Source organism: Burkholderia sp. AU15512, from assembly GCF_002223325.1.
Taxonomy (GTDB): Bacteria; Pseudomonadota; Gammaproteobacteria; order Burkholderiales; family Burkholderiaceae; genus Burkholderia.
The window spans coordinates 2,501,814-2,521,287 of record NZ_NKEX01000006.1; the positions used below are offsets into that span (position 1 = coordinate 2,501,814).

Consider the following 19,474-nt stretch of genomic DNA (forward strand, 5'->3'; position numbering starts at 1 on the left):
CATCACGACTGCTCGAGCAGCACGTAGAACTTCTTCGCGTCCTCGATCGTCTCCCAGCGGCCCGCGAAGCCGGCCGGCAGCAGGTAGCCCTGGCCCGGCGTGAATTCCTTGCGGTTGCCTTCGACGTCGGTCAGCGCGATCCGGCCCTCGACGAGCCACACGGCTTCGTCGGCCGCGGTTTCCGGAAACTCCACCGAGCCGACCTTGCCTTCCCACCAGCCGACGATGTAGTTGCCGCTCTTGCCTTCCGCCGCGCGCCAGTCGCTTTCGTCCATGCCGAAGTCGAGCTTCGTGAATTCGCCGATGCCTGCGCCGAGCGGCAGGATGTCCTTGATCAGTTTGGTCATGTGAATCTTTCGTCTCTTGATTGAAAAAAGCAGAGACAAAGTTACTCATTTACACTGCCCCGGTATGCCCCCCTCCGGGGGGGACAAGCGGTGTTTTCCGGGGCAAACGGGTCGGCAGGACAACCGACGGTGTTTCCCCTTACTGACGTTTTTCGTTGTGACCGCTACAATCGCGCCGCTTTTCACCCGGGGAACCGCATGCTGCTCAACGTGAACCCCTTCCACCGCGACAACGACCGTTTCAACGTGTCGTTCAAGGCGCTGGGCGAGCTGATCGAGACGGTCGGCACGCCGCATTTCGTGCCGCGCCTCACGCAACTGCTCAATGAAGTCGTGCCGCTCGACGTCGCACACGTCGAGCGCTCGCGCGTCGACGGCTCGATGCCCACAGGCTATCGATGCGAATGGATCGGCAGCAGCGGCATCGATACCGAATCCACCGAAATCTCCGACGTGATGACGCTCTACTACGAGCGCTTTCTCGACAGCGACCCGCTGTTCGCGGGGCTGCGCGGCAAGACGGGCACGATGCTGGTGGTGCGCGACATCGCGGCGATCCCGCCCGGCGAATTCCGCCAGCGGCTGTTCGACGACGTGCATATCGGGCACGAATGCGTGCTCGCGCGCGGCACGCGCTATTCGCAGCATTCGATCGCGCTGGAGCGCGGCCGCGACCGCCCGCCGTTCACGCTCGCCGAGATGAACCGCTTTCGCAGCATCAGCGACGTGCTGTTCCCGCTGCTCGAACTGCATGCGTCGACCACGGCCGTGCGGCGCGTCGCGCACCCGACGCCCGACGTCCATCCGCTCGCGCAGTTCGATGCGCGGATCGCGGCCGACGGCGTGAAGCTGTCGAAGCGCGAATACGAAACCTGCAAGCACCTGCTCTCCGGCAAGACCGTGCCGGAGACGGCCGAGATCCTCGGCGTGCGGGTCGCATCGGCCGAGTCGTACGTGAAGCGCGCATTCGCGAAGCTGGGCGTGCGCACGAAGCGCGAACTAGCCGCGTGGGGTTCGGCCTCCACGGCGTTCCCTTCCGCCGGCGCGCACGACGGCACCGCGTCGCCCGGCATCTCGCGCTGACCCACCCGGCCGCGCCGCGCGGCTGCTTTCGGTTGCGCCGCGTCGATACGGTGGCGCCACTTGCATCGAAGCCCGTCGATGTAAACGTTGCGACTTCAAAATCTTCGCGCGCGTGTTCTCCTCTACCATCGGCCGATCGCTTGACCTCAAATAAAGGAGACGGCCCATGCCCCGCGAACTGAATCAACCGATGGGCGGCAACGAGATGCCGCGCTTTGGCGGCATCGCCACGATGATGCGGCTGCCGCAGGCCGCGACGACCGACGGCCTCGACGTGTGCTTCGTCGGCGTGCCGCTCGATCTCGGCACGTCGAACCGCTCGGGCTCGCGCTTCGGCCCGCGCCAGATCCGCACCGAATCCGTGCTGCTGCGCCCGTACAACATGGCCACGCGCGCGGCGCCGTTCGATTCGCTGCAGGTGGCCGACATCGGCGACGTCGCGACCAACCCGTACGACCTGAAGGACTCGGTGCGCCGCATCGAGGAGGCGTACGACGAGATCGTCGCGAACGGCTGCCGGCCGATCACGCTCGGCGGCGACCACACGATCGCGTGGCCGATCCTGCGCGCGCTGCATAAAAAGTACGGCAAGGTCGCCGTCGTGCACGTCGACGCGCACGCGGACGTGAACGACACGATGTTCGGCGAGAAGATCGCGCACGGCACGCCGTTCCGCCGCGCGGTGGAAGACGGGCTGCTGCAATGCGACAAGGTCACGCAGATCGGCCTGCGCGGCACCGGCTACCACGCGGACGATTTCGACTGGTGCCGCCAGCAGGGCTTCACCGTCGTGCAGGCGGAAGCGTGCTGGAACCAGTCGCTCGCGCCGCTGATGGCGCAGGTGCGCGAACGCGTCGGCGACACGCCGGTCTACCTGAGCTTCGACATCGACGGCCTCGATCCGTCGTTCGCGCCCGGCACCGGCACGCCGGAAATCGGCGGCCTCACCGTGCAGCAGGGTCTCGAGATCGTGCGCGGGATGAAGGGCCTGAACATCGTCGGCGCGGACCTCGTCGAAGTCGCGCCGCCGTACGATCCGACCGGCACCACCGCGCTCACCGGCGCGAACCTCGCGTTCGAGATGCTCTGCGTGATGCCGGGCGTCGCCTACCGCTAACCCGACCGACAGGATGACCTTCATGTCCACCGCCGAGCTTTCCCGTTCCCCCGCCACGTTCGTGCTGCCCGCCGCGCACATCGCCGGCCAGCCCGTGCGCACGCCTGCCGACGCGCCCGGCGCGCCGATCTTCGACGCATCGACGGGTGCCGCGATCGGCTGGCAGGCATTCGCGACGGCCGCGCACGTCGACGCCGCGGTGCGTGCCGCGCGCGACGCGTTCGCCGGCTGGCGCGATACGCCGCCGGCCGAGCGCGGCCGGATTCTCGCCAAGATCGCCGAGCGCGTCGAAGCATCGCGCGATCGTCTTGCGGCGCTGCAGATGCAGGTGAGCGGCAAGCCACCGTTCGAGGCCGAGGCCGATGTCGGCGACGTCGCCGCGACGTTCGCGTACTACGCGACGCTGTGCGAGGACCCGGCGCTGTTCGCCGCCGAACCGGTCGCACTGCCGAGCGACGCCGTCACCGCCGAGCGCTTCTACGATGCCGTCGGCGTCGCGGCGCTCGTCATGCCGTGGAACTTCCCGATGGTCACGACCGCGTGGAAGCTCGCGCCCGCGCTCGCCGCCGGTTGCGCGGTCGTGCTGAAGCCGTCCGAACTCACGTCGCCCACCGAGCACGCGCTGCTCGACATCGTCGCCGAAGCCGGTGTGCCGGCCGGCGTCGTCAACGTCGTGAACGGCGGCGCCGAGGTCGGCGCGGCGCTGACCGCGCATCCGCTGATCGACAAGATCTCGTTTACCGGCAGCACCGCGGCCGGCCGCAGGGTCATGCAGGCCGCCGCCGTCGACATGAAGCGCGTGACGCTTGAACTCGGCGGCAAGTCGTCGCTGATCGTGCGCGACGATGCCGACCTCGACGTCGCGGTGTCGCTCGCGGTCGCGGGCGCCTTCACGAACGCGGGCCAGATGTGCTCGGCCACCGCACGCATCCTCGTGCACGACAGCGTGTACCGCAGCTTCATGGCCGCGTTCGAGACGGCCGTGCGCGCGCTCGTCGTCGCGCCGCCGGCCGCGGAACACGTCGCGATGGGGCCGCTGATCTCCGCCGCGCAGCGCACGCGCGTCGAAGCGATGCTCCGGCACGGCATCGATGCGGGCGCACGCGTCGCCTTCAGCGGCCGCGTCGCGGATGCCGGCGGCGACGGCTTTTTCATGGCGCCCGTCGTGATCGCCGAGCCGGGCGCCGACAACCCGCTGTGGACCGACGAAGTGTTCGGCCCCGTCGCGTGCGTGAAATCGTTCCGCACCGACGACGAAGCGATCGCGCTCGCGAACGACACGCGCTACGGGCTCGTCGCGACCGTCGTGACACGCGATGCGGCTATCGCGAAGCAATTCCAGCAGCGCGTGCGCGCGGGGCTCGTGTGGATCAACGCGCCGCAGCTCATCTACCCGCACGTGTGCTGGGGCGGATTCGGCCTCAGCGGAATCGGGCGCGAACTCGGCGTGGCGGGGCTGCGCAGCTATCAGGAACTGCGCCACGCGATGCGCGCGATCGACTGATCAGTGGGGCCTTCGAGGCCGTTGGCGGCACCGTGTCTCGCGGCACGGTGCCGTTTTTTTACCGATTTCCGACAAGAGGCCCTGGCGGCACGATAACCGGCGTTCGTCGGTCATGCGGTTGGACGGTGCGTGAGCAACGATCAATAGGAATGCACCGCAGCATGATCGTGCTCGCGCAGCTGGCCCGGAATCGCACACACCGCGAGCCCGCCCTCCTCGATCCACGCGCGTGTGCGTTCCGCGGCCTTGTCGATCAGTTGCGCGCACTGCGAGTAGTCATAGGACGACACCTCGAGCGGACAGAGCGGCGGCACGACATGAATGTGCGCGCGCGCCCCGTATAGCTCCAGATCGCGCACCAGCTGCCGCGCGATCACGAGCGTCAGCGCGTGCGTCGCATGCGCGATCGGGCTGCGCGGCGGGACGCGCAACGCGCAGGCGAAGCCGGCCGGCAGCACGACGATCCGCCTGGCGCCGAGCGCGATCGCGACCGAGATCGGCGTATTGTTCGCGACGCCGCCGTCGACGAGTTCCATGCCGTCGATGCTGACCGACGGAAACACGCCGGGAATCGCCGCGCTGGCCTGCACCGCATCCACGACCGGGCCGGCCGACAGCACGACTTCGCGGCCGCTCAGCACGTCGGTCGCGACGATATGGAGCGGCAACGCGGCCTGCTCGATCCGGCGGTACGGCAGGTTCTTTTCCAGCAACAGGCGCAGCGCGTCGGCCTCGACCAGATGCGGCCGGTTGCGCAGCAGCATCGCGAAGAGGCTGCGCATCGAGAACGGCATCACGTCCTGGCGGCGGATCCTGCACCACAGCGCTTCAAGCATCGCGATGCCGTCCGCGTCCGGCCGGCCGGCGAAATAGGCGGCATTGATCGCGCCCGCCGACGCGCCGATCACGCAATCGGGCCGTTCGCCGCTCGCGACCAGCTCGCGGAGCATGCCGACCTCGATCGCACCCAGACTGCCGCCGCCGGCGAACACGAAGGCGGTCGAGAGAATGGAATCGGACGTCATGGTGCGACCTCCTGCGGTTGGCTGCGACGGTGGATTCGCCATGATGGATCGTGCAGCGCTCCGGATGTCCTGCTGAAAACCCTGCCGGCACGCGAATCCAGCCGGTCGGCCGACGATGGACGAAACGGCCGGCGCCCGGCCCCCCGTGCTGCCGGCGGCGGTCATGCGGCAGCATCAGGCGCACGCGCGTTCACGCACGCGGGCCGGATGTGCGCGGCCATCGCGCCCATCCTCGTGCCCGACAGCGCGTACCTCCGCTTCATGGCCGCGTTCGGAACGGCCGTGAGCAACATCTACTGACCCGTCAGCCGCTCAAGGCGTTGACGGCACCGTGTCTTCTCCACGGTGCCGTCATTTTTTCTCACTCGATATATTTCGTAGAATATATCGCTACCCGCACTTCCGGAGACTCGCCATGCCCCGCACGCCGACGGATCGCGCCTCGCAGCGCGCCGCACGGGAACAGCCGCTCGCGCGCAAGATCCGCGCACTCAGGCCGCTGTCGAGCGACGCGCGCGCACAGCAGGTCACGGATGTCGTCGACGCGTTCCGGCGCCTGCGCGGCAGCATCGTGCGCTTCATCCGGATGTTCTCGGCGGCGCACGCTGAAGCGCTGGCCGCGATGGGCTTTCGTGAACTGCTGTCGACGCTCGAAGACGCCGCCCGCGCCGCCCGCTTCACGCGCCTGCCCGAACTCGAACGGGTGATCGGCCACGCACGCCGCCTCGAACGCACGCGCGACGACGTGTTTTCCGACTCGTTCAGCAACGACCCGGCCGCGATGCACGACGCGGTCGCCGCGCTGGAGCGCGTCGACGTGCTGTTCGTCGGGCTGTGCGTCGAGTACGTGATGGCGCGACATGCGCCGGCATCGCTCCCCGTTTCTCGCGCAGCCTCCACCTCTGCCTCGGACCCCGCCGCACTGCCGCTCACCGACGATTCGACCGCGCTCTGCTGACCGCGGCGCGCGGCCTTCGCTCCGTGATTTCCCCGGAATTTCCAGCGTTATATTCCGTGGTATATTTCGCGAATCTTTCGCGCATCCGTCTCCGGCCCGACCAGGCCGGACAGAGGTCAACATGCACGCTCCGCCTTTTCGCCCTGCCCGCACGGCGGATCTTTCGACGCCCGGCGGCACCCTGCCCGCGGCAACCGGCACGCGGATCGACGCATGCTGCGCACCGTCGCGCGCGCAACGGGCCGAGCTGAAGCGCCGCACGCGCCTGTCCGAGCTCGATGCGAACCTGCACTGCTCGATCATCGGCACCTGCCTGACCACGCACGAACTGCGCAAGCTCGTGCCGAAGTTCACCGACCTCGACCGCCAGCGTGCGACCGACCTCGAAATCCATCACGCGGCCGTCGAACTCGCCATCGACGGCACGGCCGGCGCGAAGGCGTTGCACAAGGCGCTCGACGAGCGCTACGCCGGCGCGATCCGCGCGTTCGACAGCGCGAAGGATGCAGACGAACTCCTCGCGCGCTGGAAGGAAGCGCTGAAGCGCGGCGACATTCCACCTGCATACTGGGCGCTGATGACGCATCCGCGCACGACGATGGGCGTGCGCCAGGCCGCGTTCGGCGACCTGCACATGCTGTCGCACCTGGTCGGCGCGGCCAATCGTGCCGATATCCGGCGGCTGGTCGCGCTGGAGGAAGAGAATGCGGCGCTGCACGCGAAGATCGAACGGCAGCAGGTGCGCCTGCACGAAATGAGCGCGCAGCGCGACGCGGCGCTGCAGGAACGCGATGCCCTCGCCGCGCGCCAGAACGCGCAGCCGCTGGCGGCGGAAAGCGTCCTGCGCGACGAAGTGCACGAACTGCGCGAAGCGCTGGCCGCGCGCGACGAACGGCTCGCACTGCACACGAGCCGCCGCGAGGCCGCCGAGCAGCGGATCGCCGCGGAACAGGCGAGCGCCCGCGCGATGCGTGCGCGGCTCGACGAACTGATGGCGATGGTGAAGACGCTGCGCGCCGAAGCGAGCGCGATCGAACGGGCGGTGCAGGCGTCGGCGGACGATCCGGCCGAGCGCGCGGCCGATCCGCTGTCGATCCTTCAGGGTACGCGTCTGGTGTACGTCGGCGGGCGTCCCGGCTCGAATCGCGCGATCAAGCGGATCGTCGAAACGGCGGGCGGCGAAGTGACGCTGCACGACGGCGGCATCGAGGATCGCAAGGGCCTGCTGGCGGCGGCGCTCCCGGGCGCGCGGATGGTGGTGTTCCCGGTCGACTGTATCGACCACGATTCGACGAACCTGCTCAAGCGCATCTGCGAACGCCACCACATCGCGTACTACCCGCTGCGCACGGCGAGCGTCGCCAGTTTCGTCGAGCTGATCGGGCGGCTCGATGCGCAGTCGCGCGACGGGATGGCACCGGATGCCGCCACGGGCGACGCGTCGCGCTTTTGCCTGCGGCACGGCTAGGCTCTGATTCGCTTCGCCGCACGCGCGCTGCCGTTCAAGGGGCCGATGAAAGCCCGTTGTCAGCGTCAGCGCACCTTCAGCGCCGGACCATTTTCGTGAGCGCGGCGATGTCGTCGGCGCAGGCCGCGTAAGCGCGCGCCTCGATCCCGCGATAGAGGCGGATGATCTCCTCGCCGACTGGCGTGAGCACGCTGCCGCCGCCGCTCTGCCCGCCATGTTCGGACACCGTCGCCGGCGATTTCAGCGAGCGGTTCAGCTCGTCCATCAGCAACCACGCACGCCGGTACGACATCTTCAGGCTGCGCGCCGCCGCCGAAATCGAACCATGCTCGCGCACGGCTTCGAGCAGCGCGACCTTGCCCGGCCCGAGCGCGATCGTGTCGGCTTGCTGGATACGCATCCTGAACCGCACCTCAGGCTTGGGGTGTGCCGGTGTCTTCATGTTGTCCCGCCCTTTGAACGATGCGGGCAAGCATACACGATGGCTGGTGCGGCGCGCGCCGGTTCAGACCTCGAGCACGCGCGCGACGATGCCGGCCAGCCGGTTCGCGTGACGCCTGGCGTCGATTGACCACGTCGCCACTTTGTTCATCAGACGACGAAACGCCCGGATCCGCGGCTCATGTAAGTTGCCGTGATCATTTCTCAATGAATTTTTGTCCAATAACCCGTCAGACGCGTCGCGGCAGGAGCACCAAGTCGGCCGCTTCCTCGGCATCTTTGAGGAGCATCTTGCGCGGCACGCCTAGCTGCGCACGCATGGTTAGCCCACGCGCCAAATCCGTGACCTGGGTTGCACGCGCGGCGACGGGAAAGTCGGACGGGATTTCTCCCGCGATGATGGCGTCCCGGAAACGACCTTCCACCAGCGCGGCGCCACCAGCGGCCGCGTTCTGCAGGAACTGCCGGACCTCAGGGTCGTCCACCAGCGGCGCGACGCAAATCAGAAGGCAGCCACGGGCGGACCCTTTCTCGGTCGCACTTTCGACGGCGTACCTCAGAAAGCCCGTGATCGAGTCGCGAAGACTCAGTGGTGAGAGGAGTGTCTTCGCGGCCGATGCGCCTTTCCGTTCCGCGTACGCCTTGAGGACCCGCAAGAATATCGCCCGCTTGTCCCCAAAGACGGCATACAGGCTCGGCCGTCCCACACCCATCCCGGCGACGAGATCGTCAATCGTCACTCCGTCGTAGCCTTTCGACCAGAACACCTGAGTTGCCTTTTCCAGCGCCCCTGCCTCGTCGAAGCTGCGCGGTCGGCCCCTCGGCCTGGCAGTATTTTGAATCATTTGGTTCAAAACTCCTTGACACTCGTCATCGCATAAATATACAACTGAATAGTTCTAAATTGGCAAGTCGTCCGTGGCCTCACGACTCGACCTTCCCCCTTTCCCCTTTAACACTGAGACGCCCATGGAACATTCGATCGTGCTCGTCACCGGTGCCACCTCCGGGCTCGGTTATGCGGCTGCCCGCACACTTGCCGGAGAGGGCTGGCGCGAGATCATCGTCACTGGCCGCAGCCTGGCTCGAGCCCAGGAAACGGCCGCTCGACTCGCAACGGAAACTAAAAGACAGGTCTTCACGCCGCTGGAACTGGAGTTGGACACGCCGGCCAGCGTCCAGTCCGCGCTCGCCGAACTCGTCAAGCGAGGTCGGCCGATCGATTTCCTGCTGCTCAATGCAGGGATGGTTCCTGGCAAGGCGCGCGTGATCACCGCGGAGGGCGTCGAGGCTTCTCAAGCCCCGCTCATCGGTCATCATCAATTGACTGTCGGGTTACTCCGCGCCAACCTGCTGAGCCCCAACGCACGGATTGTCATCACCAGCGCGGAGCCTGCCCGAGGCGGCGTACCCATGTTCAAATACACCGACGTGGACGCACTCGCTGCCCAATACCACCAGGGCGATCTGACGGCTGCCATGGAAGCCCTGATTCGCAACGGGCCGAACGTGAAGTACGTGCCCAACAATGCGTATGCCGACGCGAAGCTCCTCGTCGCCTGGTGGGTCGCTGCGCTGGCGCGGCGGCTACCCTCTGGCATGGCCGTGTACGCCGTCTCCCCCGGTGCGGCGACCGCGACCAACGTTTCGCGACAAGCTAGCCTGGCGGTGAAGTATCTGTTTATCCCGATCGCGAACCTCATTCCCGGCATGAATCAGACGCCGGAGACGGCAGCGGGCCGGTATATCCAGGCTTCGAAGTTCGGAACCGAGGTCTCAGGGCAATTCTTCGCCTCCGCTCAAGGGAAGTTCTCAGGCCCGATTGAGGCGCAGCGACACCCACACCTCCTCGATGGCGCGAATCAGGAAGCCGCGTGGCAGGCCGTCGTCAACGTCTCCGGCGTCAACTGGCCGTACGCGGAATCCTTACGCGTGCTGTCGTGAAGGCGCGCCGGTCGCGGCGAAATGGTCGCAGTGGCCAGGATCAGCGGGCGATTGCGTAGTGACATGATCGCCCACGGGCCATACGGAATTTTTTTTAATAAATCTACGCCAGCACGATGCGCTTGATGACTTTCTTGAGGCCCTTGTAGCTGTCGACCGATTCCGCCTTCGCATCCGTCACCAGTGTGCCGATCCGCGCCGGCTCGCAGAAGCTGACCCGGCTGTTCGTGCCGAGCTTGCTGAAATCGGCCAGGATCGCGACGTCCGCCGCGTTGCTGACCATCGCACGCGCCACTTCGGTTTCCATCCGGTCATAGTTGGTCGCACCACGCACGGCATCGACGCCCACCGGCGACAGCAGCGCGAGATCGGCGCGGTAGCGGAAGATCTCGGCAACCGTGCCGTCGCCGACGGTCGCGGCCGCTCGGCTGCCGATCATCCCGCCGAGCAAGATCGTTTCGTTCCTCGCCTGCCCCGGGTCGCTCGACCGCATCTTCAGCGCGACGTCGATCGAATTCGTGACGATCGTGAGACCCGACAGTTTCGCCAGTTCCTCGGCCAGCAGCGTCGTGGTCGTGCCCGCATCGATGAACAGCGTCTGCGAGCCCGTGACCAGCCTGGCCGCCGCGCGGGCAATCGCCAGCTTCGCCTTCACGTGCGTCTGCGCGCGCTCGGCGATCGGCGCTTCGTCGCCCACCTGCACCGCGCCGCCGTGTACGCGCTTCAGTTCACCGAGCGCCTCGAGATCGACGAGATCGCGCCGCACGGTTTCCCGCGACACGTTCAGGTCGGCCATGATCCGGTCGGTCGACACGCGCTGCATCTTCGATAACAGAAGCCGGATCCTCTGGTATCGCTCTTCTTGCCACATGGAATGTCCTCGGAATGAACGCCAATGTTATTCGAACGGCGGACTACGCTGCGCTCTCCTCCATCTTTTTGATGCCGACGAGGGTCTGCAGGGATTGACGGACCGCCTGGCACTCGCGGCTCGTCATCTTCGAAAACACCACGTGGATGCGGTCGTCGTCCGGCGCGGCGTCGTCCTGCTCGATGATGAACTGCACGATGCGCGCCTGATCGATGCCCGGCATCGCCTGCAGCGATGTCAGCTTCACGGTGCCGCGGCGCGCGAGGATGCGCACGCCCCAGCGCTGCCGCGCGGCGAAGAAGCGCTTCTCGATCGGCTTCAGGCCGGCCAGGATCGCGAGCACGATCGCCGTCGCGGCGATCGCGGCGACATACATGCCGCCGCCCACGGCGAGCCCGACCGCCGCCACGACCCACAGGCTCGCCGCGGTCGTCAGGCCGCGGATGATCTCGCCGCGCAGCATGATCGACCCGGCGCCGAGGAAGCCGATGCCCGACACCACCTGCGCGGCGACGCGCGACGGGTCCAGCGACACGTTCTTCGCGTTCTGGATATCCGCGAAACCGAACGCCGACACGACCATCACGAGCGCGGCGCCCACCGCGACCAGCATGTGCGTGCGCAATCCGGCCGCCCACGACAGGCGCTCGCGCTCGATGCCGACGATGCTGCCGAGCAATGCCGCCAGCAACAGGCGGGACACGATTTCCAGTTGACTGATCATGCGAGGTCTCCTTGCTTTGCCTGGTCTACCTGATGAAGCACGGCCCGCCTGGGCCGCCGCCCGATGCTTCCTGCCCTCGCCTGCCCGTGGCCCACCTCGGCAACCGGCAAGTTGTATTTTTGTGCGATCTTGCGATTTTGTGCGTTCTAATATACGGTACGCAAAACTACAAAGCCAGACCCAAGTTCGTTTGTTTCATCCGATCAGCACGATCAATCGTCAGACCATTCAGGCAACACGATCCGGAACACTTGCTTAGGAGACCAACATGATGAAGAAGGCATGGATGCTGGCCGCCACACTGCTGACGGCGCTGGCGACGGCCCCCGCTCACGCGTTGGAAGGCGACGTCTGCAAAAAGGTGACGCTCGGCGATGTCGGCTGGAGCGACATCGCGGCCACCACCGGAGTCGCGATGATGCTGCTCGACGGGCTCGGCTATGAGGCGACTAAAACGATCGCGTCGCCGCCGATCGTGCTGGCCGGCGTGAAGAAGGCACAGATCGACGCGTTCCTCGGCTACTGGGATCCGAGCATGACGCCGACGGTGAAGCCGTTCGTCGATGCCGGCGCCGTCCACCAGTTGCCGCAGCCGAACTTGATCGGCGCGCGCTACACGCTGGCGGTGCCGCAATACGCATCGGACAAGGGCCTCAAGAGCTTTGCCGACATTGCTAAATTCCGCGATCAGCTCGACGGCAAGATCTACGGGATCGGCGCCGGCAACAACGGCAACGCGCTGGTGCAGCGGATGATCGACAGGAACGAGTTCGGGCTCGGCGGCTTCAAGCTGATCGAATCGAGCGAGGCCGGGATGCTCGTGCAGGTCACGCGCGCGGTGCAGGAGCACCGGATGATCGTGTTCCTCGCGTGGGAGCCGCATCCGATGAACATCAACTTCAAGATCGCCTATCTCGACGGCGGCGACAGCGTATTCGGCCCGAACTACGGCTCGGCGAAGGTCTATACGCTCGTCACGCCCGGCTATCTCGAACGCTGCCCGAACGTCGGCCGGCTGCTGACCAACCTGAAGTTCACGACCGACGAAGAGAACCAGCTGATGGTGCCGATCATGAATCACGCCGATCCGGTCGCCGTGGCGAAGGAATGGGTGAAGAAGAACCCCGGCGTGCTGTCGAAGTGGCTCGACGGCGTCACCACCATCGACGGCAGGAACGCGAAAGACGCGATCGAGAAGCGCATCGGCACATGACCACGCCACACAAGGAATCACCCATGTACAAGAATCTCGCGCTGTTCGACCTCGACCACACGCTGCTGCCGCTCGACAGCGATCAGGCCTGGAGCCGCTTCATCACGCGGGTCGGCTGGCGGGAAGACGACGCGCACATGGCGTTGATCGACGAGCATTACGGTCACTATGCGGCGGGCACGCTCGACATGGACGCGTATCTCGCCGTGACGCTCGCGCCGCTCACCCGCTATCCGCGCAAGGTGCTCGAGCGCTGGCATGCGCGGTTCATGGACGAAGTGATCCGTCCAGCGATCACGCCGCAGGCGCGCGAGCTGGTCGACCGGCATCGCGAGAACGGCGATCTCTGCTGCATCGTGACGGCGACCAACGTGTTCGTCACGCGGCCGATCGCGGCGGAATTCGGCATAGCGCACCTGCTCGGCATCGAGCTCGATACCGACGACGGCACGCCGGACGGCGCGTTCACCGGACGCAGCACGGGCGTGCCGAGCTTCCGCGAAGGCAAGATCGTGCGCACCACCGCGTGGCTGTCATCACTTGGCTACGCGCCATCCGATTTCGAACGCACCTACTTCTACAGCGATTCGATCAACGACGTGCCGCTGCTGGACTACGTCACGCATCCGGTCGCCACCAATCCCGACTCGAAACTGTTGCACGTGGCAGGCACGCGCGGGTGGCCTGTCATGAAGTTGTTCTGATTCGGGCGATATCCTCTGCTGTCCATTTTTCATGTCTGGAGGGGTAATGAAATACGGAGCATGCAGCAATAGTCTCGATCATTCAGGAATCCGACTCGAATCGGATCGAAAGCCTGTCGTCAATTCGCGCCAGCCGGAAAGCCGCTTTCCGCACTGGCGCGGCGTTTTCATGATCGCACTCCTGTGCACGCTGGCCGCTTGCGGCGACGGCGATTCGGGTACGTCAGCCAGCATGGCGGCCGCGCGCGCGGCCGCACCGGGCTCGGCGTCCACGCCCGTCCTGCACTGCGCGAGCGCGTGCCACTGACCGACGCCGGCCCCCGGGCCAGCCATCCAAGACAGAGAGCGATCATGCAAAACAAACCCACAACCCGACGTCAATTCATTGCCGATGCGCTGAAGCTCGCCGGCGCCACCGCGATCACGGGCATGCTGCCCGAAAGCATCGCCCGCGCGCAGGCCATTCCGGCTGCCACCGTGACCGGCACGATCCAGGACGTGAAGCACGTCGTGATCCTGATGCAGGAAAACCGCTCGTTCGACCACTACCTCGGCACGCTGGGTGGTGCGCGAGGCTTCGGCGATCCGCGGCCGGTCGTGATTTCGAGCGGCTATCCGGTGTGGCGGCAGCCCTGGATGCTGTCCTACGTGTTCCCGTTCAACCCGTCCTCGCCCTCCGGCACGGCGAACGGCGACACCTATTACGGCGACCTCCCTCACGACTGGGGCACCACGCACAGCGCCTGGAACAACGGCCGCTACGACAACTGGACCGCCGCGAAGACCAGCGGCACGATGTACTACTTCACGCAGAACGACATTCCGTTCTACTACGCGCTGGCGAGCGCGTTCACGGTGTGCGACGCGTACCACTGCTCGATGCTCGGCCCGACGGACCCGAACCGCCTGTATCTGTGGACCGGGTGCTGCGGCAACGTCACCGGCTATTCGCCGTACACGACCAACACGATGACGGGCACCGGCTGGACCACGCTGCCGGAGCGCCTGAACACGGCGGGCGTGACGTGGAAGTTCTACCAGGACAAGGGCAACGGCCTGGATGCCGGCCATGGCTACGGCGAATACAACGGCTCGAAAAGCGATCTCTGGTGGAACGGCAATTACGGCGACAACGTCATCCTGAACTTCAAGCAGTACCAGAACCTCGGCGCCAGCGATCCGCTCGCGCCGGCGCTCAACGGCACGCAGATCGACCCGTCAGGCGGCGGCAAGGAATACGACACGAACCTCTTCAGCCAGCTGCGGGCCGACGTCGCCAACGGCACGCTGCCGCAGGTATCGTGGATCGCCGCCCCTTACGCGTACTGCGAACATCCGTCGTGGGCCGCGAGCGGCGGCGAATGGTACGTGAGCAACGTCCTCAATGCGCTGACGTCGAATCCGGCGGTGTGGGCCAGCACGGTGCTGCTCGTCATGTATGACGAGAACGACGGCCTGTTCGATCACATGCCGCCGGCCGTCCCGGCCAGCGCCGCTGCCGGCACCGGGCAGTCGACGGTCTCGACGGCCGCCGAATTCGTCGCGAGCAGCGGCGCCGCATCGGACGGCTCGGCCAGCGGCGACGTGCCGATCGGGCTCGGCCCGCGCGTGCCGATGTTCGTGATCTCGCCGTGGTCGAAGGGCGGCAAGGTCAACTCGCAGGTGTTCGATCACACCTCGGTGATCCGCTTTCTGGAAGCGCGCTTCGGGCTGCAGGAAACCAACATCACGCCGTGGCGACGCACGGTGTGCGGCGACCTGACGTCGGCCTTCGATTTCTCGAACGCCGACCAGGCGGTTCCCGCGATCCAGCCGCCCGCGAGCAACATGAACCCGAACGGCCCGGCCGTTCCGATCCCGTACCCGACCACCACCGCGGTGCCGGCGCAGACCGCCGGTCGCAGCGCGGCCTGCCGCCTGCCCTACGAGTTCTTCGTGCAAGGCAAGGTCAACCGCGCCGGCCGCGCGCTCGCGCTGACGATGACCAACACCGGCACCGCGGGCGTGCATCTGCAGGCGTGGGTCGACGGCACGAGCACGATCCCCCGCCATTACACGATCGCGGCCGGCGCGAGCCAGTGCACGAACCTGTCGGATTCGCTCGCGCTGAACAGCGGCGGCGGCTACGACTATTCGGTCTACGGCCCGAACGGCTTCCTGCAGACGTTCCGCGGCAGCATCGGTACGTCCGGCAACACGGGATCGACTGCCGAAATCAGCCTGTGCTACGACGTGGCGAACGGCAACGTGCAGATCACGCTCGACAATTCGGCGGGGACCAGCGCGACGACGTTCCAGCTCACCGACAACGCCTACGGGATGAACACGCGGCAGTCGTACACCGTCGCCGCCGGCGCGACCCAAGCGGTCACGTGGTACGGCGACGGCGGCTGGTACGACGCCAGCATCCGCGACGCGAACGATCCGAACTTCCTGCGCCGGGTGGCCGGCTGCGTGCAGACGCAATCCGGCACGCTGCTCACGGATTCGGCGATCGGCAATACCAGCAAGAAGTTCGTCGCGGCGCTCGCGTCACAGGGCTCGACGTACGGCACGCTGCGGTTCGACTACGTTGCACCGCCGTGGAGCCACAGCCCGAAGAACTGGGTGGGCATCTTCGCGCATGGCGCGCAGCCGACCAAGGGCAGTTACAAGTCGTGGGCGTACCTGCCGAAGAGCTGCGGCTCGCTTCTGTTCTCGTCCACGGCGAACAGCACGCTGGCGCCGGGGCAGTACGATGCGTGGTTCCTGTTCGACGACGGCTACACGCCGCTCGCCGGCCCCATCACGATCAACATCTGACGGTACGGCCAGCCGGTGTCGGACCGACACGCATTCGGGCGCGACGTACCCCGTCGCGCCCGAATGCTTTTCCAGCCACGCGGCACGCGCTAGACGAGCCGATCCTCGTGGAACGCGCCGAACGGCCGTGTCGGATGTCAGAACTTGTGACGCAGGCCGATCCGCGTGACGAACTGCGTGTTCGCGCCCGCGTTGCCGATGAACGACCTCGACGAGCCGATCTCGGCCTGCACCGGCACCACGCGGCCGTTGATCGTGTTGCTGCCCGACGCCTTCTGGTAGGCCGCGCTCACGTACACGTCCGTGCGCTTCGACAACGCATAGTCGAGCGCGGCATTGACCTGGTGCCACCTACCGTCGAAGCGGCCGTCGAGCTTCGAGAACGTATAGCCGAGACTGCCGTCAGCAATTGTTTGGGGTCCTGTCGTCTTTCATCCAGATGCGACTGGCGGCCACGCGGTTCGATTACACGACACGCGACGACCGTCATCGCACCGATGCGAGCACGGGGCCGCCGCGGAAATCCAGCATAATCAGGCGATTGAACGAGCGCCCCTGCCGGCGCGCGAACCCCGCACACGTTTGCGCGGCCGTCCGGTTCGTCGCTTGACCGCGTTCCACCGGCACGGACTCAGCCGGTCTGTGCCGGTCTCACGCGCGGTAGATGGTGCGGGCACAAAAAATCGAAGCAGGAACACACTCGATGCGGCGCATATCATGGCGCCGACAATCGCATCACGGACACCACCACGCATCCCGCAGAAGACAGGACACCGACACATGGACCGAGCCGAGCACATCAGCATCGAACAGACGACCGGGCTGCCCGCCGACGAACTGGACCGATGCGACTTCTCGTTCGACATCGCCTGGGAATTGAACGCGCCGTATCAGGATTTGCTCGATCTCCGCGCGCTGCCTGCACGCCGCAAGAACTACGGGTTCGATCCGGCCGGCTGGGCGGACGAAGCGACCGGCAAGACGGCGCTCTTTCGTGCGACGGCCGGCGGCCGGCTCGCCGGGTTCGTGGCCATCGGCCAGAGCTGGAACGGGATGGCGGAGATCGCGGAGCTGGCCGTCGACCGCCAGTACCGGCGGCAAGGCATCGGGCAGTTGCTGCTGGCGACCGCCGAGTCGTGGGCGCGCGGCCACGGGTTCGGCTTCATGCGGCTGGAAACGCAGTCGAACAACGTCGCCGCGTGCAGCACGTATGCTCGCTCAGGCTTCGTGCTGGGCGGACACGATCGTCTGCTGTACGCGGACGACGAGAACGACGGCGAAGTGGCGCTGTTCTGGTACAAGGACCTGCGCGACGGGCAGACCGCACGCATCCGCACGGTCGACCCCGAATCGGTGCGGCCGGTGCGCTGACGCACGGCCGCCCGCGCGTCATGGCCGAATCATTGCCGCCTTACTTCCGCGTCGCGACGATGAACAGGCGCGGGAACGGCAGCAGCACGGTGCCGTCGGCGAGCGCCGGATAGCCGCCCGGGCCGGCGAGCGCATCGCGATACTGCGCGAGAAACGCCGCGCGCTCGCCGTCGTCGAGCGCCGCGAGGAACGGCCGCAGCGCGCTGCCCTTGAACCACTCCACGACCGCGTCGGCACCGCCGCGCAGCGGGTGGTAGTAAGTCGTGCGCCACACGTCCACCCGCGAGCACAGCGGCGACAGCAGCGCGTGGTAGTGGCGCGCATCGAACCGCTCGGTGCGCGCCGCGCCCTTCAGCTTGTCCGCCCACGGCCCGGCCGTGGCGACCTCGCGCATCAGCCGGTGCGCGGGTTCGTCGAGGTTGTCGGGCATCTGCACCGCAAGATGGCCGCCCGATGCGAGCCGGCCGACGAGTGCCGGAAACAGCGTGTCGTGCGCGGGCACCCATTGCAGCACCGCATTCGCGAGAATCAGGTCGTAGCCGCCCGGATCGTCCCAGGTGGAGATATCCACGACATCGAAACGCAGGCCCGGCAGGCGCGTGCGCGCCGCGTCGATCATGTCCGCCGATGCATCGATCCCATGGACCGTTGCGTCCGGCGCACGGGCGATCAGCGCCTCGGTCGAATTGCCGGGCCCGCAGCCGATGTCGATCGCGGTATGGATCGGCGTGTTCGGCACGGCGGCCAGCAGGTCGCGGATCGGCCGCGTGCGTTCGTCCTCGAATTGCACGTACTGGGCCGCGTATCGATCGAGTGGGGTCGTCATGTCGTTTCTCCTGGTCGGCGTGGTCGGCGTGGCATTCGATGCGAACGGGATGCCGGTGGCCGTCGATGCACCGCATTCTGCGATCGTCACCGAGTTCAGTAAAATGAATTTAATTTCGTGATTGATTCAAATCTCTGATGAAAATCGATACGCTCGGTGTCCAGGCCTTCGTCGCCATCGCCGACGGCGGCAGCTTCCGGCAGGCGGCCGACACGCTGCACGTCACGCAGACAGCCATCACGCAGCGGCTGCGCAAGCTCGAAACCTTCCTCGGCGTCGCGCTCGTCGAGCGCACCACGCGCCGCACCACGCTCACCGAAATCGGCCGGCGCTTCCTGCCGCAAGCGCGCCGGCTACTGAACGAACTGTCCGATGCGCTCACCGAAATTCGCGAAACCGGCCTGAGCCAGCGCGGCGACGTCACGATCGCGTGCGTGCCGACGGTCGGCGTGCAATACCTGCCACGCATCCTGCGCGCGTTCTCCGCGCACCGGCCGCACGATCGCGTGAAGATCCTCGATCATGCGTCGGCGTCGGTGCTGCAGGCCGTGCTGCATCGCGAGGCCGAGTTCGGCATCGGCATCGCGGGCGATCAGCATCCCGAACTGGTCAACGTGCCGCTGACGAGCGATCCGTATGTGCTGGTGTGCCGCGACGATCATCCGCTCGCGAAGCGGCGGCGCATTCGCTGGGCGGCATTGCAGCCGCATCCGCTGATCTTCGCCGGTGAAGTGAGCGGCAATCGCGGGCTGCTCGACGGCGCGCTGAAGACGAGCGGCGTGTCGCTGCATTCGTTCTACGAAGTGCAGCGCAGCTCGACGGCGCTCGGGCTCGTCGCGGAGGGGCTCGGCGCGGCCGTGGTGCCGAAGCTCGCGATCCAGAAGAACGCGTATCCGATGATCCGCACGATCGAGCTCGTCGAGCCGGCGGTGTCGCGCACGCTCGTGCTCGTCACGCGCAAGCGTGCGCAACTGTCGCCGGCCGCCCGTGCGCTGTACGACATGATCGTCGAACAGGCGACACCCTGACGACTGTGTCAGGGGTGCGTCACGAAGCAGCGCCTTCAGGGTAGTATC

At 66.6% G+C, this 19,474-nt stretch carries 20 protein-coding genes and 1 pseudogene; 13 read left to right on the plus strand and 8 right to left on the minus strand.

All coding sequences use genetic code 11. The features are described 5' to 3' along the window. Positions 1-2: 2 nt before the first annotated feature. Complete coding sequence (locus CFB43_RS30600) at positions 3-347, minus strand: cupin domain-containing protein (protein WP_089457499.1); 345 nt, start codon at positions 345-347, stop codon at positions 3-5. Positions 348-545: 198 nt separating this feature from the next. Here CFB43_RS30600 and CFB43_RS30605 point away from each other — a divergent pair, with 198 nt between their 5' ends. From CFB43_RS30605 to CFB43_RS30615, 3 genes are all read left to right on the plus strand, one after another. Further along, positions 546-1,430 carry a helix-turn-helix transcriptional regulator gene (locus CFB43_RS30605; RefSeq protein ID WP_089497829.1) on the plus strand — a complete coding sequence of 295 codons (885 nt, stop codon included), beginning with the start codon at positions 546-548 and terminating at the stop codon, positions 1,428-1,430. Between the two features lie 166 nt (positions 1,431-1,596). Then, on the plus strand, positions 1,597-2,547 hold the full coding sequence (gene speB, locus CFB43_RS30610; protein ID WP_089497830.1) for an agmatinase: 951 nt from the start codon (positions 1,597-1,599) through the stop codon (positions 2,545-2,547). Between the two features lie 22 nt (positions 2,548-2,569). Next, entirely contained in the window at positions 2,570-4,051 is a 1,482-nt protein-coding gene (locus tag CFB43_RS30615) for an aldehyde dehydrogenase family protein (RefSeq protein WP_089497831.1), read from the plus strand. A gap of 140 nt (positions 4,052-4,191) precedes the next feature. Here the strand turns inward: CFB43_RS30615 and CFB43_RS30620 are convergent, their stop codons facing one another. Then, a complete protein-coding gene (locus CFB43_RS30620) occupies positions 4,192-5,076 on the minus strand; it encodes a patatin-like phospholipase family protein (RefSeq protein WP_089497832.1) in 885 nt (294 codons plus the stop codon). Between the two features lie 415 nt (positions 5,077-5,491). Between CFB43_RS30620 and CFB43_RS30625 the strand changes: the two genes are divergently transcribed. Then, the gene (locus CFB43_RS30625; RefSeq protein WP_089497833.1) at positions 5,492-6,034 is read left to right on the plus strand and encodes a hypothetical protein; all 543 of its coding nucleotides are present in this window, start codon (positions 5,492-5,494) and stop codon (positions 6,032-6,034) included. A gap of 121 nt (positions 6,035-6,155) precedes the next feature. Continuing rightward, on the plus strand, positions 6,156-7,502 hold the full coding sequence (locus tag CFB43_RS30630; protein WP_089497834.1) for a DUF2325 domain-containing protein: 1,347 nt from the start codon (positions 6,156-6,158) through the stop codon (positions 7,500-7,502). Positions 7,503-7,578: 76 nt separating this feature from the next. Here the strand turns inward: CFB43_RS30630 and CFB43_RS30635 are convergent, their stop codons facing one another. Both CFB43_RS30635 and CFB43_RS30640 read right to left on the minus strand, forming a co-directional pair. Then, the gene (locus CFB43_RS30635) at positions 7,579-7,902 is read right to left on the minus strand and encodes a winged helix-turn-helix domain-containing protein (RefSeq protein WP_034188511.1); all 324 of its coding nucleotides are present in this window, start codon (positions 7,900-7,902) and stop codon (positions 7,579-7,581) included. A gap of 271 nt (positions 7,903-8,173) precedes the next feature. Further along, positions 8,174-8,788: a TetR/AcrR family transcriptional regulator gene (locus CFB43_RS30640; RefSeq protein WP_089497835.1), complete on the minus strand. Its 615-nt coding sequence runs from the start codon at positions 8,786-8,788 to the stop codon at positions 8,174-8,176. A 124-nt stretch (positions 8,789-8,912) separates the two neighbouring features. Between CFB43_RS30640 and CFB43_RS30645 the strand changes: the two genes are divergently transcribed. Then, positions 8,913-9,887 (plus strand): SDR family NAD(P)-dependent oxidoreductase, encoded by a 975-nt coding sequence (locus CFB43_RS30645; RefSeq protein WP_089497836.1) that lies wholly within the window; start codon positions 8,913-8,915, stop codon positions 9,885-9,887. A gap of 103 nt (positions 9,888-9,990) precedes the next feature. On the opposite strand, the gene CFB43_RS30650 is transcribed toward CFB43_RS30645, so the two are convergent. After that, positions 9,991-10,758: a DeoR/GlpR family DNA-binding transcription regulator gene (locus CFB43_RS30650; protein ID WP_089497837.1), complete on the minus strand. Its 768-nt coding sequence runs from the start codon at positions 10,756-10,758 to the stop codon at positions 9,991-9,993. 43 nt (positions 10,759-10,801) lie between these two features. Then, entirely contained in the window at positions 10,802-11,482 is a 681-nt protein-coding gene (locus tag CFB43_RS30655) for an MgtC/SapB family protein (protein ID WP_089497838.1), read from the minus strand. A 268-nt stretch (positions 11,483-11,750) separates the two neighbouring features. On the opposite strand from CFB43_RS30655, the gene CFB43_RS30660 reads away from it, so the two are divergent. The 4 genes from CFB43_RS30660 to CFB43_RS30675 all read left to right on the plus strand — a co-directional run bounded on the left by CFB43_RS30660 (position 11,751) and on the right by CFB43_RS30675 (position 16,201). Beyond that, positions 11,751-12,695 (plus strand): choline ABC transporter substrate-binding protein, encoded by a 945-nt coding sequence (locus tag CFB43_RS30660; protein ID WP_089497839.1) that lies wholly within the window; start codon positions 11,751-11,753, stop codon positions 12,693-12,695. Positions 12,696-12,718: 23 nt separating this feature from the next. Beyond that, the gene (locus CFB43_RS30665; RefSeq protein ID WP_089497840.1) at positions 12,719-13,399 is read left to right on the plus strand and encodes an HAD family hydrolase; all 681 of its coding nucleotides are present in this window, start codon (positions 12,719-12,721) and stop codon (positions 13,397-13,399) included. A 169-nt stretch (positions 13,400-13,568) separates the two neighbouring features. Then, positions 13,569-13,706: a hypothetical protein gene (locus CFB43_RS39005; RefSeq protein ID WP_226205318.1), complete on the plus strand. Its 138-nt coding sequence runs from the start codon at positions 13,569-13,571 to the stop codon at positions 13,704-13,706. A gap of 44 nt (positions 13,707-13,750) precedes the next feature. Further along, on the plus strand, positions 13,751-16,201 hold the full coding sequence (locus CFB43_RS30675; protein WP_089497842.1) for a phosphocholine-specific phospholipase C: 2,451 nt from the start codon (positions 13,751-13,753) through the stop codon (positions 16,199-16,201). Positions 16,202-16,338: 137 nt separating this feature from the next. Here CFB43_RS30675 and CFB43_RS30680 read toward each other — a convergent pair. After that, a pseudogene (locus CFB43_RS30680) lies at positions 16,339-16,602 on the minus strand (porin); the annotation flags it as partial. Positions 16,603-16,981: 379 nt separating this feature from the next. Here CFB43_RS30680 and CFB43_RS30685 point away from each other — a divergent pair. Then, positions 16,982-17,572 (plus strand): GNAT family N-acetyltransferase, encoded by a 591-nt coding sequence (locus tag CFB43_RS30685; protein ID WP_089497843.1) that lies wholly within the window; start codon positions 16,982-16,984, stop codon positions 17,570-17,572. A gap of 40 nt (positions 17,573-17,612) precedes the next feature. Here CFB43_RS30685 and tam read toward each other — a convergent pair whose 3' ends face one another. Further along, positions 17,613-18,398 carry a trans-aconitate 2-methyltransferase gene (gene tam / locus CFB43_RS30690; RefSeq protein WP_089497844.1) on the minus strand — a complete coding sequence of 262 codons (786 nt, stop codon included), beginning with the start codon at positions 18,396-18,398 and terminating at the stop codon, positions 17,613-17,615. Between tam and CFB43_RS39010 the strand changes: the two genes are divergently transcribed. Together CFB43_RS39010 and CFB43_RS30695 are read left to right on the plus strand one after the other, a co-directional pair. Further along, positions 18,397-18,519, plus strand: coding sequence for a hypothetical protein (locus CFB43_RS39010; RefSeq protein ID WP_256990138.1), 123 nt, complete (start codon positions 18,397-18,399; stop codon positions 18,517-18,519). The two genes, tam and CFB43_RS39010, sit on opposite strands and share 2 nt — an antisense overlap. A 16-nt stretch (positions 18,520-18,535) precedes the next feature. Further along, positions 18,536-19,426: a LysR family transcriptional regulator gene (locus CFB43_RS30695; RefSeq protein ID WP_089428458.1), complete on the plus strand. Its 891-nt coding sequence runs from the start codon at positions 18,536-18,538 to the stop codon at positions 19,424-19,426. The last annotated feature ends 48 nt before the right edge of the window (positions 19,427-19,474 follow it).